This window comes from Saccharothrix sp. (assembly GCF_031180885.1).
Lineage (GTDB): Bacteria > Actinomycetota > Actinomycetes > Mycobacteriales > Pseudonocardiaceae > Actinosynnema.
Genome location: NZ_JAPSLK010000001.1, coordinates 610,679 through 624,938, shown reverse-complemented (window position 1 = coordinate 624,938; position 14,260 = coordinate 610,679). Strand labels below are relative to the sequence as shown.

At 67.2% G+C, this 14,260-nt stretch carries 14 protein-coding genes and 1 tRNA gene; 9 read left to right on the top strand and 6 right to left on the bottom strand.

The genetic code is table 11. The features are described 5' to 3' along the window. The first annotated feature begins 173 nt into the window (after positions 1-173). Positions 174-1,016, top strand: coding sequence for a winged helix-turn-helix domain-containing protein (locus RIN75_RS03105; protein ID WP_309110190.1), 843 nt, complete (start codon positions 174-176; stop codon positions 1,014-1,016). Continuing rightward, on the top strand, positions 1,013-1,717 hold the full coding sequence (locus RIN75_RS03100) for an HAD-IA family hydrolase (protein ID WP_309110189.1): 705 nt from the start codon (positions 1,013-1,015) through the stop codon (positions 1,715-1,717). Before RIN75_RS03105 ends, RIN75_RS03100 begins: the two co-directional genes overlap by 4 nt. Before the next feature lie 15 nt (positions 1,718-1,732). Here the strand turns inward: RIN75_RS03100 and RIN75_RS03095 are convergent, their stop codons facing one another. Both RIN75_RS03095 and RIN75_RS03090 read right to left on the bottom strand, forming a co-directional pair. Next, on the bottom strand, positions 1,733-2,743 hold the full coding sequence (locus tag RIN75_RS03095; protein ID WP_309110188.1) for a hypothetical protein: 1,011 nt from the start codon (positions 2,741-2,743) through the stop codon (positions 1,733-1,735). A 3-nt stretch (positions 2,744-2,746) separates the two neighbouring features. Further along, positions 2,747-3,856 (bottom strand): hypothetical protein, encoded by a 1,110-nt coding sequence (locus RIN75_RS03090; RefSeq protein ID WP_309110187.1) that lies wholly within the window; start codon positions 3,854-3,856, stop codon positions 2,747-2,749. Between the two features lie 855 nt (positions 3,857-4,711). Here RIN75_RS03090 and RIN75_RS03085 point away from each other — a divergent pair. Together RIN75_RS03085 and RIN75_RS03080 are read left to right on the top strand one after the other, a co-directional pair. Beyond that, positions 4,712-4,807 (top strand) — tRNA-Phe (locus RIN75_RS03085). 67 nt (positions 4,808-4,874) lie between these two features. After that, positions 4,875-5,615 (top strand): hypothetical protein, encoded by a 741-nt coding sequence (locus RIN75_RS03080; RefSeq protein ID WP_309110186.1) that lies wholly within the window; start codon positions 4,875-4,877, stop codon positions 5,613-5,615. 11 nt (positions 5,616-5,626) lie between these two features. On the opposite strand, the gene RIN75_RS03075 is transcribed toward RIN75_RS03080, so the two are convergent. Both RIN75_RS03075 and RIN75_RS03070 read right to left on the bottom strand, forming a co-directional pair. Continuing rightward, on the bottom strand, positions 5,627-7,168 hold the full coding sequence (locus tag RIN75_RS03075) for a M28 family metallopeptidase (RefSeq protein WP_309110185.1): 1,542 nt from the start codon (positions 7,166-7,168) through the stop codon (positions 5,627-5,629). 80 nt (positions 7,169-7,248) lie between these two features. Next, positions 7,249-7,881: a GNAT family protein gene (locus tag RIN75_RS03070; protein WP_309110184.1), complete on the bottom strand. Its 633-nt coding sequence runs from the start codon at positions 7,879-7,881 to the stop codon at positions 7,249-7,251. Positions 7,882-7,937: 56 nt separating this feature from the next. On the opposite strand from RIN75_RS03070, the gene RIN75_RS03065 reads away from it, so the two are divergent. Next, on the top strand, positions 7,938-8,903 hold the full coding sequence (locus RIN75_RS03065; RefSeq protein WP_309110183.1) for an NAD(P)H-quinone oxidoreductase: 966 nt from the start codon (positions 7,938-7,940) through the stop codon (positions 8,901-8,903). A gap of 32 nt (positions 8,904-8,935) precedes the next feature. Here RIN75_RS03065 and RIN75_RS03060 read toward each other — a convergent pair whose 3' ends face one another. Both RIN75_RS03060 and RIN75_RS03055 read right to left on the bottom strand, forming a co-directional pair. Continuing rightward, a complete protein-coding gene (locus RIN75_RS03060; RefSeq protein ID WP_309110182.1) occupies positions 8,936-9,577 on the bottom strand; it encodes a class I SAM-dependent methyltransferase in 642 nt (213 codons plus the stop codon). 11 nt (positions 9,578-9,588) lie between these two features. Then, entirely contained in the window at positions 9,589-10,788 is a 1,200-nt protein-coding gene (locus tag RIN75_RS03055) for a cysteine desulfurase-like protein (RefSeq protein ID WP_309110181.1), read from the bottom strand. 113 nt (positions 10,789-10,901) lie between these two features. Here RIN75_RS03055 and RIN75_RS03050 point away from each other — a divergent pair, with 113 nt between their 5' ends. The 4 genes from RIN75_RS03050 (at position 10,902) to RIN75_RS03035 (ending at position 14,186) form a co-directional block, all read left to right on the top strand. Then, on the top strand, positions 10,902-11,432 hold the full coding sequence (locus RIN75_RS03050; RefSeq protein WP_309110180.1) for a bacterial proteasome activator family protein: 531 nt from the start codon (positions 10,902-10,904) through the stop codon (positions 11,430-11,432). Positions 11,433-11,539: 107 nt separating this feature from the next. After that, positions 11,540-12,451, top strand: a complete 912-nt coding sequence (locus tag RIN75_RS03045) for an ABC transporter permease (protein ID WP_309110179.1) — start codon at positions 11,540-11,542, stop codon at positions 12,449-12,451. A gap of 15 nt (positions 12,452-12,466) precedes the next feature. Then, positions 12,467-13,282 (top strand): ABC transporter ATP-binding protein, encoded by an 816-nt coding sequence (locus tag RIN75_RS03040; protein WP_309110178.1) that lies wholly within the window; start codon positions 12,467-12,469, stop codon positions 13,280-13,282. A gap of 4 nt (positions 13,283-13,286) precedes the next feature. Further along, positions 13,287-14,186 carry a glycosyltransferase family 2 protein gene (locus RIN75_RS03035; RefSeq protein ID WP_309110177.1) on the top strand — a complete coding sequence of 300 codons (900 nt, stop codon included), beginning with the start codon at positions 13,287-13,289 and terminating at the stop codon, positions 14,184-14,186. Positions 14,187-14,260 lie beyond the last annotated feature (74 nt).

Here is a 14,260-nt window from a genome sequence, read left to right as displayed (position 1 = left end):
CCGAGCTAGACAACTACAAGGTAAGCCAGCCTGGCTAGACAAGTCAAGCGGTACAGCCAGCTAGCTCCCTAGGCTGGCTAGACAGGCTGCATGTTCGCGCGCGAACATACTGCGAACAGATGCGTACAGAGCTGTACGCAGCTAGGCAGTTACTACCGACGTGAGGACACGGCATGGCACTCGACCCCAACGACCCGCGACCGCCATACGTGCAGGTGGCGAACGCGCTGAGGGCCGCCATCCTGACCAAGGTCTTCAAGGCCGGCGACAAGCTGCCCTCCCGCGCCGAGCTGGCGAAGAAGTACGACGTAGCCCCGATGACCGTGCAGAACGCCCTACGCGAACTGCGCGACGAAGGGTTGATCGTCTCCAGACAGGGCAGCGGCGTCTTCGTCCGAGAGCGCACAGAGCGCCCGGTCGGCCTGCGCCCCCACATCGAACGAGCCTTCGAGCAGGACCACGTCACGATCGACTTCGCCGGCTTCTCCGGCGAGACCCTGCACGGCGTCATCCAGGAACCCCTGGACAAGATCCGCATCGGCCGACTCACCCCGGAGTCCGTCCACGTCCGCATCCTCGTGCCCGACCCCACTGTCCCGTGGTCCGTCCCTTGCACCGTCGAGGACCAGGCCGACAGCCCCGCCTTCCGCGAACGCGCCGCCGAGATCATGCGCCGCCACACCCTGGCAATCGTCGACAACGTCACCGAGCTAGGCGCACTGGGCCTGGTCAAGGAAGCCACCGCAGAGGTCCGCGTGCACCCCGCCGCACCGCTGTTCAAGCTCTACCTGATCAACAACGACGAAGCCTTCTTCGGCTTCTACCCCGTCCGCGAACACGTCCTCTCTCTCGGAGGACAGACCCAGGCGATCTACGACCTCATGGGCAAGGACGCGATCCTCTTCCACCACAGCGCCAACGACGATGACACCAGCACCGGCAGTCAGTACGTCGAGCAGGCCCGAACCTGGTTCGACAGCCTGTGGAACACCATCGCAACGGAGTACAAGCGGTGACCACCGACCATGTGCCTCTGGACGACCCCGAGGTTCTGCACCACATCCTGGCGACCACAGACGCGCTATTGCTTGACTTTGACGGCCCGGTCTGCGCGATCTTCGCCAACCTTCCCGCCCAGCATGTCGCCGACCAACTGCGCGAAGTACTCGCTGGGGGTGGCCACCGAGAGCTGCCCGCCGAGGTCGAGAAGACCGAAGACCCGTTCGAAATCCTCACCTACGCCGCCACCCTCAGCAGCAAGGACGCTCGCTACATCGAGTCCGCCCTACAAGCCCATGAGGTGGAAGCAGCCGCCACCGCGCCACCCACCCCAGGCGCACACGACTTGATCAAAGCCTGGCACGCGACCGGCCGCAGGCTAGCGATAGTCAGCAACAACTCACGCGCAGCCGTGAACACCTACCTCCACCGCCACGACCTCATGCCGCTCGTACTTACGGTATCGGCTCGCACGCAATCCGACTTCGAACTGTTGAAGCCGAACCCGTACCTCGTCCGGCAGGCCGCAACGATACTTAAGTCTCCACCCTGGAAGTGCACGCTTATCGGCGACTCGGTCACCGACATCGAAGCCGCCCAAGCTGCCCAGACACACACAATCGGTTATGCCAACAAGACAAGCAAGGTATCGTCGCTTACAACGGCAGGCTCTGATGTAGTCGTGACGAACATGGCGAATGTCCTTCGCGCCATATAGAGGCGTGTTAGCCGCTCAAAAAAGAGTTCCCTGCTCAACCTCGGAGACAGTTAGCCTCTTCTGCGAAACAACACTCTTTGGGGCTTTCGGCGCACACGCCCTTCGGGCGATGATCGAATGCACTTCCCGATCACCACTTCGCCCAAGCAATTTCCTCGAAATACGCCAGGAGCCAGCGTCCTCTTTGGCCGCAAGCCCCGCAGCTTCCAGTAACTCCAATGCGTTTTTGACATCGAGCGCACGTCCGACACCGTGCTGCCTACGCAGCACATCAGCGGTCTCTGCCGGCTTTATCACGATGTCTGTTGACCCAACTCCATACATACTGGGCCAAGTCTTCGCCCACAGGTGCGTTGCCATATAAAGCGGATCGACCTGATCGTTTATCAAGGCTCTTTCCGCTTTGATTTTCACGAAGTGGGCGGCCTTAATGTTCAAGCCTTGATCAAGGTAGTCACCTATGTTCGGCGTCCGCTCGCCCCGGACCACGTCACCGTTATCCGGATGCAGGATGCGCTGGAAGGTGTAGACCTCCCTATCTCGTGCGTACTGAACGATGGTCGGCGCACGGGACGGCTTATATGGATGCGCCGCATTTGTATACCGGTCTACAATAATCCGCTGCACTGCGGCGTATCCGACACGAACGTTCACAAGCTGAAGTACGTCGACCTGTTCAACCTTCGCCAACTCGCCTCGGGCCACAGGAACAGAGGTGAGCGCGTCGTAATTGCCAAGCTGTCTACATAATTTATCGACGCTATTTTCGTGGACGGCAATTTTTGCAATTTCTCCAACAATCGCACTACCATCAGAAAAGAGAACGGTGAAGTCTGGCGTCAATTCAACCTTGCGTCCTATGGCGATCTTCGGGAACCGTTCAAAATGGCGCACGGTAGCGGCAAGATCTTTCACTTGGGTGAACATCCACTCGAAGGCCGATATCACATCGACGTGCTCATCATATGTGGAGTAGGTCTCGAGAAGTCTTCGCTCTCGGGAAGATGGTGCCATCTCGTCAGCCATGTTCTACCTGCTCGCCACAAGATCGCTGAGGTTGACCACGGGCTCGTCCGCTGCCTCACGAATGTCTGTCGCGAGGAACCTCTCCCCCAAGCGCTGACTCAATCTCGTAAGGGACCCCAAGCTAGCGCGATATCCGGGATAGATCTCGATAGTTTCAGGGTCTGTGACAAACACATCGAAATTCGATCCATCGGAGTAATCAGTCACTACGACATGGAGGTACGGATTGCGATGAAGGACAGCAATGCTGGTCTGACTAAATTCCTCCAACGTGGAGAGGACTTCACCGGTGTCGATTTCTGCGCCGAGGAACGGACCCGGAAGCTTGATCGAGATCGGGGCACCCATTGGCGCGCCAATCCTTCGCTGCCGGTTGCCCATTAGGTTACGACGAGACGCCACTGCGGCAGCGAGGCGTGTCAAGACCTCTGCTTCGAATACTTCGAAGCGCCCCGAGTAGAAGGTTGCACCAGCCAACCTGCGGAGGTGAACGTTAAGAATGTCACCTACCCTGATAGTCATGGTTCTAACGGAAGTATGGTTGGCCTCCGCCTCGCCGATGGCGTCTATCGGCGTTGGCCGCAAGCTATCCGAACGACTCTTCCAGCCACGAGTTGTAGATGATTGGTCTAGCAGACTGCGCGCAGTTAGCCGACTCACCTCAGCCTCACCCAGGTTGGCAAGCGCAGCTCCGATGTCGGCGAAATCTGCGTGATTCAGGAAGCAGGGAACAAGGTTTGGCGTGGCCCGCCCAATCCACCGCTCAACTTTCTTCCATCGCGGATCAGTAACAGGGACAGTAGCTGCCAAGTGAAAGACGCCACGGTGCTCAGTACTCCAAGCCGACAATACAAAGCTGCCATGCTCGTCGGGGATAACCGCATAGTGGACGCCACGACGGGTCGCGTGGTCAAACTTCCACAGGGCTTTCGGCTGGATCCATTCCAGCGGATTCCGCCCTTCCGCTATCACTGTCTCCAGGTTGACCTGTTCGCCGGATTCAAGTCGGATTATGTCTACTGCTTCTTTAAGTGACAGCTTTCGTCGGTCTTTCGAAAGCACGAGCACCAGGTCATGATCAAACCGACTTAGATCATCTGGCAGATCTTGCATGACCCCTCCCTCCCTGGGCTACCGCGCAAGCTCGTGTGTCGACCACCGACCAGCCCGATCACCACGCTAGTCAACGCATCGTCTTCTGCCACGTACATGTTTCTCGGTCTTGCCGAACTTCGCTCTATGGGATCAAGGCGCGCCGCCTGCGGCGGCGCGGCCGGGTGCAACGCACGTTGCACCGACTCCCCGCATCGCGGCACGCCGGGCTCCCGCTTCGCTCTGCCCGTCGGCCGCGCGCGGAGTCGGTGCACGTGGCCGAGCCGGCGGCGCGCCGCCACGCTGTCAGGCCGTGTGACCGCGCGATCGTGCCGGCCTCTTCAACACTTCCAGCGTCCACGCCCGGCACGATCGCGCGGTCACACGGCCTGACAGCGCTGGGCACGGCGATCGACGCCCGCCGACGCTTCGCGCCAGCGGCCAGCGGCTCCGACACTCGCCTCAGGGGGCGGCCTGTTTGCCATTTGTTCCACTTGATCTCAGTGCCCAGCCGCTGGAGCTGGCCGGACTGAGGTAGAGGAAGGCAGATGTCTGAAGCAGAGGACTTGGCAGCGTTGGTCGAGGCGGCCGTGGCGAGAGATTCAGCGCAGCGGGCTTACGCCGAGGTGGCGAACGCGGCACCGCTCCAACATGGGAAGAGCAGGGTCCATCATCCTGAAGCAGGCCGGAAGCTCGCCGATCGCATCGCTACGCGAACAGCCTACGCACAGGCGAGAGACCGCATGTTGATCAATCGCGGTGGGTACATGCCGTGCCAGTGCTGCACTGCACGCCCAGACGGGGTGTAGCTACTCGTGTAGCAACGAGCCCGGACGGACATGAACTACGGCGAACGACCGTGGGCACGTAAGCTGCGGAAACGGTCGGCTACGGACGACCCGGGACGATGGAAGCCGGCCTTGAAAGCGGGAGACGGGCAACCGTCCGGGGGTTCAAATCCCTCCGCTTCCGCTGGTTCCACCAGCACGGACAGGGGCGGCGCGCCACCACGGCGCGCCGCCCCTGTCCGCGTCTGGCGGTGGACGTGACACCCGCGGGCGTCGGAGGAGGGGTTGGGGCGGTTCGCCGCGGAGTTGTCGGGGGGCTCGTGGACGAGTTGATGGGCCGATACCTCGACTTCCTCGACGGGTACCTGCGCGACCACCCCGATCAGCGTGAAGGGCAGGCGCACTACAACGCGTTCCGCATCCTTTGGCCGCACCTCCAAGCCGATGTGGCCGGCACCGAGCGGGACTGCTTCAGCGTTGACGCGCGGTTGCCCGCGTTTCTCGAGTGGCTGGAGAAGGCGCTTGCGCGGGAGGCCATTCGGCGGCGGTGGGTGCGGGATGGGGAGATGACCGGCGTCTTCTGGGCCGCTGTGGATGCCGTCAACTGGCGGGGGCATGACGTGCCGGGGGCGTTGCGGGCGTTGGCTGGAGGAGAGGAAGGGGCCTACGACCGGGTGGTGGGCGCCGTGGCGGATCAGCGGTCTCGGGTCGTGTACGCGGTGTTGGCGCCGGCCCTGCCTTACCTGATGGCGGTGACCACCCAGGTCGAACAGGCGCGGAACGTCGGAATCAGGGTGTTGCTCGACGTTCTGTCGTGGGTTGATTGGGACGGGGAGCCGGTGGATGGTGCGCCGCATCCCGATGCCGTGCTCAGAGGGCTTGAAGGGTACTGGGGGTACATCGACTCCATGTGGTCCCCGGAGGCCCGGGAGTTGACGTGGATGATGTGGGACGGGCCGAACGCTCCCTTGAGGGTTCGGCCCGTCCGGTAACAGCTAGTCGGTCACTCGGTCGCGTCGTGCGTGTGGTGTTCCTCGTGGTGTTCGTCGAGGGACGGGGTGCGGGCCGCTTCGGCTCGGACGGTGGCGCGGGTGGCGCGGGACGGCACGCCGTTCACGTCTTCCGTGCTGATCGCGTACACCGCGGTCACCCAGGCCAACGCGTCGGAGTTGCGGTCCAGGGCGACTCGGTCGACGTTGCCGAGGGTGTCGCCGACCTGGTGGTAGTTCGGGTCGTACGCGACGCCCGCCTTGCCGCCCCACTTCGCCACCTGGGCCTCGGTCTTCAGGACCTCGGCACCGGTGAACAGGCCGCCCGCGGGGATGCCCTGGCGGATGAACTCGCCGTAGTCCGAACGGCCCGTGAAGTCCGTGCCCTCGACCTGGATCTGCTTCTCCACGGTCAGGTAGTCCACGAACGCCTTCTCGATCTGCGCCGAGCCGTACGGGCCGGGGCCGGCACCGACGCCGTCGGAGTTGTCGCCGTCGTAGACGAAGTAGCCCGCGTTCGGGGAACCGATCATGTCGAAGTTCAGGTACAGCGCGATGTCCAGCTGCTGCTCGAACGTCAGCGACTTCACGTACGCGGTCGAGCCGAGCAGGCCCAGCTCCTCGGCACCCCACCAGCCGAAGCGCACCGCGTTCTTCACCTTCGGGGAACCGCCCAGCTTCAGCGCGGTCTCCAGCAGGCCCGCCGAGCCGGTGCCGTTGTCGTTGATGCCCGGACCCGCCGCGACGCTGTCCAGGTGGGCGCCGGCGAACACGACGTTGTCGGTGCGACCCGTCTTGGTCTGCGCGATCACGTTGCGGGAGACGCGGTCCTCGGAGTGGTAGCGCAGGTCCACCGTCACCGGCTGCCCGGCGAACGCGACCAGCGCGGTGCCGTCGGCCTTCGACACGCCGCCGGTCGGGACGACGCCCGGCGAGCCCAGGGTCACGCCGGACAGCCTGCCGTCGACGTTGTTGGAGATGATCACCGCGACCGCACCCGCGGCGGCGGCGTTGCGGTGCTTGATGTCGAACGTGCAGCCGCCGCGGCGGATCAGCGCGATGCCGCCGGTGAAGTCCTGGCCCGCGAAGTCCGTCGCCTCGCAGCCCGTCGAGCCGTCCTCGGGGACGACCCGCAGCGGACCGGTGAGCCCGCCGACCGGGGTCTGCGGGGAGAACGTCAGCGGGATGTTCTCGTAGGTGTTGGCGCCCGCCTTGGCGATCGCCGCGTCCGTCACCTGCACCTGGTAGGTGAACTCCGGCGTGGTGACGTCGAAGCCCGCGCCGCGCAGCTTGCCCGCGACGTACTCGACGCTGGCGTCGTAGCCGGTGGTGCCCGCCGCGCGGTTGCCGCCGTTGCGGTCGGCGATGCGCTGGAAGGCGATCAGGTGGCGGTTGACCCCTTCCAGCGTCACGTTCTTGGTGAGCTTCTGGGCGAGGGCGGGACCGTCCAGGGCCGACGTCGAGGGTGCCGCGTCGACGGCCGGGGCGGCCACGAAGACGAGGGACGCGGACGCCGCGGCGATAGCCGCGCGGCGCATCCGGGTTCTACCTGGCATGAGCGAGTTTCCCCTTCACTCGGATTGGGCGAACCCTCGCCCGGTGACGTGCCGAAATCAATCCCTCACTCGGCGGGTTCTCAGCCCGTGAGCAACCACAGGGCGTCTGTGACCCCGGTCACCGCCAGGTCCCAGTCGGGGCGGCGGAAGTCCGCGCGGTCCAGGAGGAGCCGGGTCTGCTCGGCGCGGGCACCTCGGCGGACCTGCACGAGGGTCCCGTCGGGGCGGTAGCCGAGCTTGCGGCTGACGCCCAGTGACGCCGGGTTGTCCACGAAAGCGCTGGACCTGGCCGTGCGGGCGTTCAGGTGGTCGAACGCGAACATGAGTACGGCGGCCCGCATCTCCGTCCCGAGCCCTTGTCCCTGGTGGCGGCGGCCCAGGTACGAGCCGGTGGACACCTCGCCGGTGATCGCGAAGTCGTGCCCGACCAGGGTCTGCTCGCCGATCACCCGACCGTCGAGCCGCGCCAGGAAGTTGACCGCCCAGCGGCCCGGGCACTGCTCGGACCGCACCATCCAGTGGTACTGCACGACGTTGAACCCGAGGCGGTCGCGCGGTGCGTCGGTCCACTCCACGCCGAACGGCATCTCGTCGGGCGGGTGGATGCCGTCGAGGACCACGTCGACCAGTTCGAGCAGGCCTTCGTCGTCGTCGGGGCGCAGTTCGAGGCGGGGTGTGCGCAACGCCAGGTGGCGGTAGGGCCAGGGCTCCATGCGGGTCGATGGTGGCGGGCGCGGCGGCCCGGGTGCCACCCGATTACCTTGCAGGCATGCGCGCGATCACCATTCGTGAACCAGGCGGGCCGGACGTGCTGGAGTGGGCCGAGGTCCCGGACCCCGTCGCCGGACCGGGCGAGGTGCTGCTGGACGTCGCCGCCACCGCGGTCAACCGGGCGGACCTGCTGCAGCGCCAGGGGCACTACCCGCCGCCGCGCGGGGCGTCGGAGGTCCTGGGCCTGGAGTGCTCGGGCACGGTCGTCGCGCTCGGCGAGGGCGTGACCGGCTGGAACGTCGGCGACCAGGTGTGCGCGCTGCTCTCCGGCGGCGGCTACGGGGCCAAGGTCGCCGTGCCGGCCGCGCAACTGCTGCCGCTGCCCGACGGCGTGGACCTGGTGACGGCCGCCTCGCTGCCCGAGGTCGCGTGCACGGTGTGGTCGAACGTCGTGATGGTCGCGCGGCTGGCCGAGGGCGAGACGTTCCTGGTGCACGGCGGTGCGGGCGGCATCGGCACCCATGCCATCCAGGTCGCCAAGGCCCTGGGCGCGAAGGTCGCGGTGACCGCCGGCTCCGACGAGCGCCTGCAACGCTGCCGCGAGCTGGGCGCGGACATCACCGTGAACTACAAGACCCAGGACTTCGTCGCCGAGGTCGAGGCGGACGTCATCCTGGACAACATGGGCGCCGCCTACCTGGGCCGCAACGTCGACGCCCTCAACCCCGACGGCCGGATCGTCGTCATCGGCATGCAGGGCGGGGTGAAGGGCGAGCTGAACCTGGGCAAGCTGCTGTCCAAGCGCGCGTCCATCACCGGCACCGGCCTCCGCTTCCGCCCGGTGGACGGCCCGCACGGCAAGGGCCGCATCGTCGCCGAGGTCCGCGACCGGCTGTGGCCGCTGATCGCGTCCGGCGAGGTCAAGCCGGTGGTGGACCGGGTGCTGCCGGTCCGGGACGCCGCCGAGGCGCACCGGGCGCTGGAGTCCGGCAGCGTGTTCGGGAAGGTGGTCCTGAAGTTCTGACACGCCAGTTCCGACACGCCGGTTCCGGGGTGTCACTCCAGGGCCACGCCGGTGGCCAGGAAGGTGCGCGGGGTGGTCCGGAAGCGGAGGGCGAACTCCTCCGCCCAGCGCACGAGCACGGTCTGCTCGCCGGGGCGCTCAGCGTCGTCCACCAGCACCGCCGCGCCCGGCGCCAGCACGCCCCGGAACACCGGTAGCGCCGGGTAGCGGGCGTCACCCAGCAGTGGGCCGTCCACGAGGAGCAGGTCCACCAGGCCGTAGCGCTCCACGAAGGCCGACACCTCGTCGTGGACCAGTTGCGGGTGGTACCACTGGGCGCTGCCCAACGCGGCCGGGTGCGGGGTCAGGGGCGCCTGGACGACCCGTGCCACATGACCCAGACCCTCGCGGCGCAGCTGGCTCGCCACGAAGGCCGCCGTGCGCTCGTCGTGCTCGATGGACAGCAGGTGCCCGAAACCCCGCCGGGCCAGCATGCGGGCCAGGAGCACGGACGACGCGCCGCAGCCGCACTCCACGAGCACCGTGCGCGACCCCAGGAGGACCTCGTCCAGCACCGCGGCCAGCGCGGCCGGGCGCAGCTCGTGCGGGGTGGTGGGCAGGTACTCGCTCATCAATGGGCTGAGGCGGTGCAGTGCGGCGAGGTCGGCGAGTTCCCGGGACAGAGCGTCGTCCACCACACCTCCGGCTACCCCAGCTCGGCGACCGCCCGCACGAGTTCGTCCACCTCGACCGCGTTCGTGTAGTGCGCGAGGCCCACGCGGATCGCGCCGCCGACCTCGCCCACCCCCAGGACCGAGAACACGCCGTGCTGCCCGGAGTCCGCGAACGCGCAGACACCGCGTTCGGCCAGGTGCTCGACGCCCTCGGTCGACTTCACGCCGGCCACCGTGAACGCCAGCGCCGGGACCCGCCGCATGGCGTCGCCGATCACCATGACGTGACGGAGCGATCGCAGTTCGTTGATGAGATTAGCCAGAAGACCCGCCTGGTACGCCTTCACCGAGGACAGCGATGTGAGCAAGCGCTCACGGCGGGGGCCCACGGCGGCGTCGTCCAGACCGGCCAGGTACTCGACCGACGCCACCAGACCGGCCAGCAGCGGGTAGGCGTGCGGGCCCAGCTCCAACCGTTCGGGACCCCGCGCGCCGGGCTCGACCGCGACCGACGGCAGCAGGTCCAGCCGCGACGGGTCCCGGAACACCAGCGCGCCCACCGGCGGGCCGCCCCAGGCGTTGGCGGACACCGCGACCACGTCGGCGTCCATCGAGGTGATGTCCAGCGGCACGAACGGGGCGGCGGCGGAGGCGTCCACCACGACCAGTGCGTCGGTGCGGCGGGCGGCCTGGGCGATCTTGGCCAGGTCAGGGCGGGAGCCGACGGACCCGGAGGCGGCGGTCACCGCGACCAGCTTGCACTTGTCGGTGACCAGCTCGTCGTACTGCCAGGCGGGCAGCTCGCACGTCTCGATGTCCACCTCGGCCCACCGCACCACGCTGCCGGTGCGCTGCGCGGCCCGCTGCCAGGGCGCGATGTTGGACGGGTGGTCCAGGCGGGAGACGACGACCTCGTCGCCGAGGAACCAGCCCTCGGACAGCGCGTCGGCCAGCCGCTGGAGCAGCACCGCGGAACTCGGCCCCAGCACCACGCCGGCGGGGTCCGCCCCGACCAGGTCGGCGACCGCCCGCCGGGCCGCGTCCACGATGGCCTCGGCGCGTTGGGAGGCGGGGAAGATGCCGCCCGGCCCGGAGACCGGTGCGCGCAGCGCGGTGGAGACGGCCGTGGCCACCTGCTCGGGGACCTGCATCCCCGCGGGCGCGTCCAAGTGAACCCAGCCGTCGCCGAGCGCGGGGAACAGCCCACGGACTCGTGCGACGTCGAACGCCATGCCCGCGACTGTATTGGATTGCCGGCCGCTCGATACCCGCCGGGTGAGAGCGGGCACCGGGGTTCCACAACCCGGTTCACCGCCGGCCACCCGATCGGTCCAGTATTGAACCCATGACAGAGGCAGCGGACAGCGAGCGGCACGTGGTGGTGGTCGGGCCGGACGGGACCCCGGTGGGGGCCGCGCGGGTGCCCGCGGCGGGTGAGGACGGGGGCCAGGACGTCACCGACCTCGTCGAACAGCCGGCCAAGGTGATGCGGATCGGCACGATGATCAAGCAGCTCCTGGAGGAGGTGCGCGCCGCTCCCCTCGACGAGGCCAGCCGGCAGCGGCTCAAGGAGATCCACAAGCGGTCCATCGACGAACTGGAGGACGGGCTCGCCCCCGAGCTGCGCGAGGAGCTGGAGCGGCTGTCGCTGCCGTTCACCGAGGACGGCACCCCGTCCGACGCGGAGCTGCGGATCGCCCAGGCCCAGCTCGTGGGCTGGTTGGAGGGCCTGTTCCACGGCATCCAGACGGCCCTGTTCGCCCAGCAGATGGCCGCCCGCGTGCAGTTGGAGCAGATGCGCGGCCGGGCGCTGCCCGCGGGCCCCTCGGCCGAGTCGTCCGAAGGTGGCCACGTGCGCGGCGGCCAGTACCTGTAGTCACCGGCCGGCCACTCGAACGAGCGATGCGCTCGCGAGCGGTGGTGACCGCACCGTGACAGCCCGGCGGCAGGTCGGCCTACCTGCCGCCGGTAGTCTCAGTACTCGTGCAACACACGAGTACGGTCGACCGACCTGTCGTTCCCCCCGCGCCCGACTCCCGCACGTTCGCGCGGGCGTTCGGTGACGTGCGCGACGCGTGGCGGCAGCGCGAGCTGTGGGGCCACCTCGGCTGGCAGGACATCAAGCAGCGCTACCGGCGGTCCGTGATCGGACCCCTGTGGATCACGATCTCCATGGGCACCACGGCCCTGGCGCTGGGTCTGCTGTACTCGACGCTGCTCGGCCAGGAGCTGGCCACCTTCCTCCCGTACGTGACGGTCGGCTTCATCGTCTGGAACTTCATCCTGGGCGTGGTCACCGAGGGCACCGAGGTCTTCATCGCCAACGAGGGCCTGATCAAGCACCTGCCCGCGCCGATGACCGTCCACGTGCTGCGCATGGTGTGGCGCCAGGTGCTGTTCTTCGTGCACAACCTGGCCGTCTACGTGGTGGTGCTGGCGGTGTTCTTCCCGGCGCTGACCGAGCAGTACAAGATGGAGGGCGACGTCGTCACCCACCCCGGCATCTCGTGGACGATCGTCCTCGCGATCCCGGCCTTCGCGCTGCTGGTGGTCAACGCGGTGTGGGTGGCGATCCTGTTCGGCATCATCAGCACCCGCTTCCGCGACATCCCGCCGGTGATCCACAGCTTCATCAACCTGATTTTCTTCATGACGCCGATCGTGTGGCACGTGGGTGTGCTCAACAAGTTCACCGAGGGCGACGGCAACTGGAAGATCCTGATCGCCGAGTTCAACCCCCTGTACCACTTCCTGGAGATCGTGCGCGCCCCGCTGCTCGGCCAGGTGCAGGACTGGCACCACTGGGTGGTCGTGGGCGCGTTCACCGTCGTCGGCTGGGCACTGGCGCTGGTCGCGCTGCGCAACTACCGTGCCCGCGTCTCCTACTGGGTCTGAGTGAGGCCGTCAACCATGGTCAGCATCGACGTCTGGAACGCCTCGGTGGACTTCCCGATCTTCGACGCCAAGTCGAGGTCGCTGAAGAAGCTCGCCCTGGGCAAGGTCGGCGGCAAGATCGGCTCCGAGGGCCGCATCCCGATCATCGAGGCGCTGCACGACATCAACATCTCGCTGCGGCACGGCGACCGGGTCGGCCTGGTCGGGCACAACGGCGCGGGCAAGTCGACCCTGCTGCGCCTGCTCGCGGGCATCTACGAGCCGACCCGGGGCAGCTCCCGCATCCAGGGCAAGATCGCGCCCGTGTTCGACCTGGGCGTCGGCATGGACCCGGAGATCTCCGGCTACGAGAACATCATGATCCGGGGCCTGTTCCTCGGCATGACCCGCAAGGAGATGGAGAAGCGGGTCGACGACATCGCCGAGTTCACCGAGCTGGGCGACTACCTGTCGATGCCGCTGCGGACGTACTCGACCGGCATGCGGGTCCGGCTCGCGCTCGGCGTCGTGACGTCGATCGACCCGGAGATCCTGCTGCTGGACGAGGGCATCGGCGCGGTCGACGCGGCGTTCCTGGAGAAGGCCCGGGACCGGCTGAACGACCTGGTGAAGCGATCCGGCATCCTGGTGTTCGCTTCGCACTCCGACGACTTCCTCGTCGAGCTGTGCAATACCGCGATCTGGATGGACGAGGGCCGCGTCAAGATGCAGGGTTCGCTGCGCGAGGTCGTCCGGACCTACAAGGGCCGCGACCCCTACGAGCACCTCAGCCCGGAGACGCTGGAACGGATCGGCCAGTCGCCGGTGCTGAGCGGGAACGGTGGCGAGTAGACCAGTGAGCAGCGCATTGCCGAAGGGTTCCGTGGTCGGGGTCGTGGTGACCCGGCACCGCCGCGAGCTGCTCGCGCAGTCGCTGAAGGTCCTGGCGTCCCAGACCAGACCGCTGGACCACCTGGTGGTCGTGGACAACGGCCCCGACCAGCCCGTCGAGGACCTGGTCGAGCAGTGCCCCATCTCCACGACCTACCTGGCGTCGCACCGCAACCTGGGCGGCGCCGGCGGCTTCGCGCTGGGCATGCTGCACGCCCTGTCCCTGGGCGCCGACTGGCTGTGGCTCGCCGACGACGACGGCCGCCCGGCCGACGACCGCGTCCTGGAGGTCCTGCTGGAGGAGGCCGACCGCCGCGGGCTGGCGGCGGTGTCCCCGGTCGTCTCCAACATCGAGCACCCGGACAAGCTCGCGTTCCCGCTGCGCCGCGGCCTGACGTGGAAGCGCCGCACCGCGGACCTGGGCGTCGACTTCCTGCCCGGCATCGCGTCGCTGTTCAACGGCGCGCTCTTCCGGGCGTCGACGGTCGACGTCATCGGCGTCCCGGATTACCGCTTGTTCTTCCGCGGCGACGAGGTGGAGATCCACCGCCGACTGGTCCGCACGGGTCTGCCGTTCGGCACCAGCCTGAAGGTCGCCTACCTGCACCCGGACGGCTCCGACGAGTTCAAGCCGATGCTCGGCGGCCGGTTCCACGCGCAGGACCCGGAGAACCCGATCAAGCGCTACTACACCTACCGCAACCGGGGCTACCTGCTCTCCCAGCCGGGTATGCGCAAACTGGGGATGCTGGAGTTCTTCCGCTTCGGCCTGTACTTCGTCGGTGTGCGCAGGGACCCGAAGGCGTTCTTCGAATGGGTGAAGCTGGTCCGCCAGGGCCGGCAGGAGAAGTTCTTCCGGAAGTAACCGTCCGCTGTCGACGGAATCGCATTCGGGCACAAAAACGCGCGGCGACCTGGAGGGCGCCGCGCGTTTTTGTC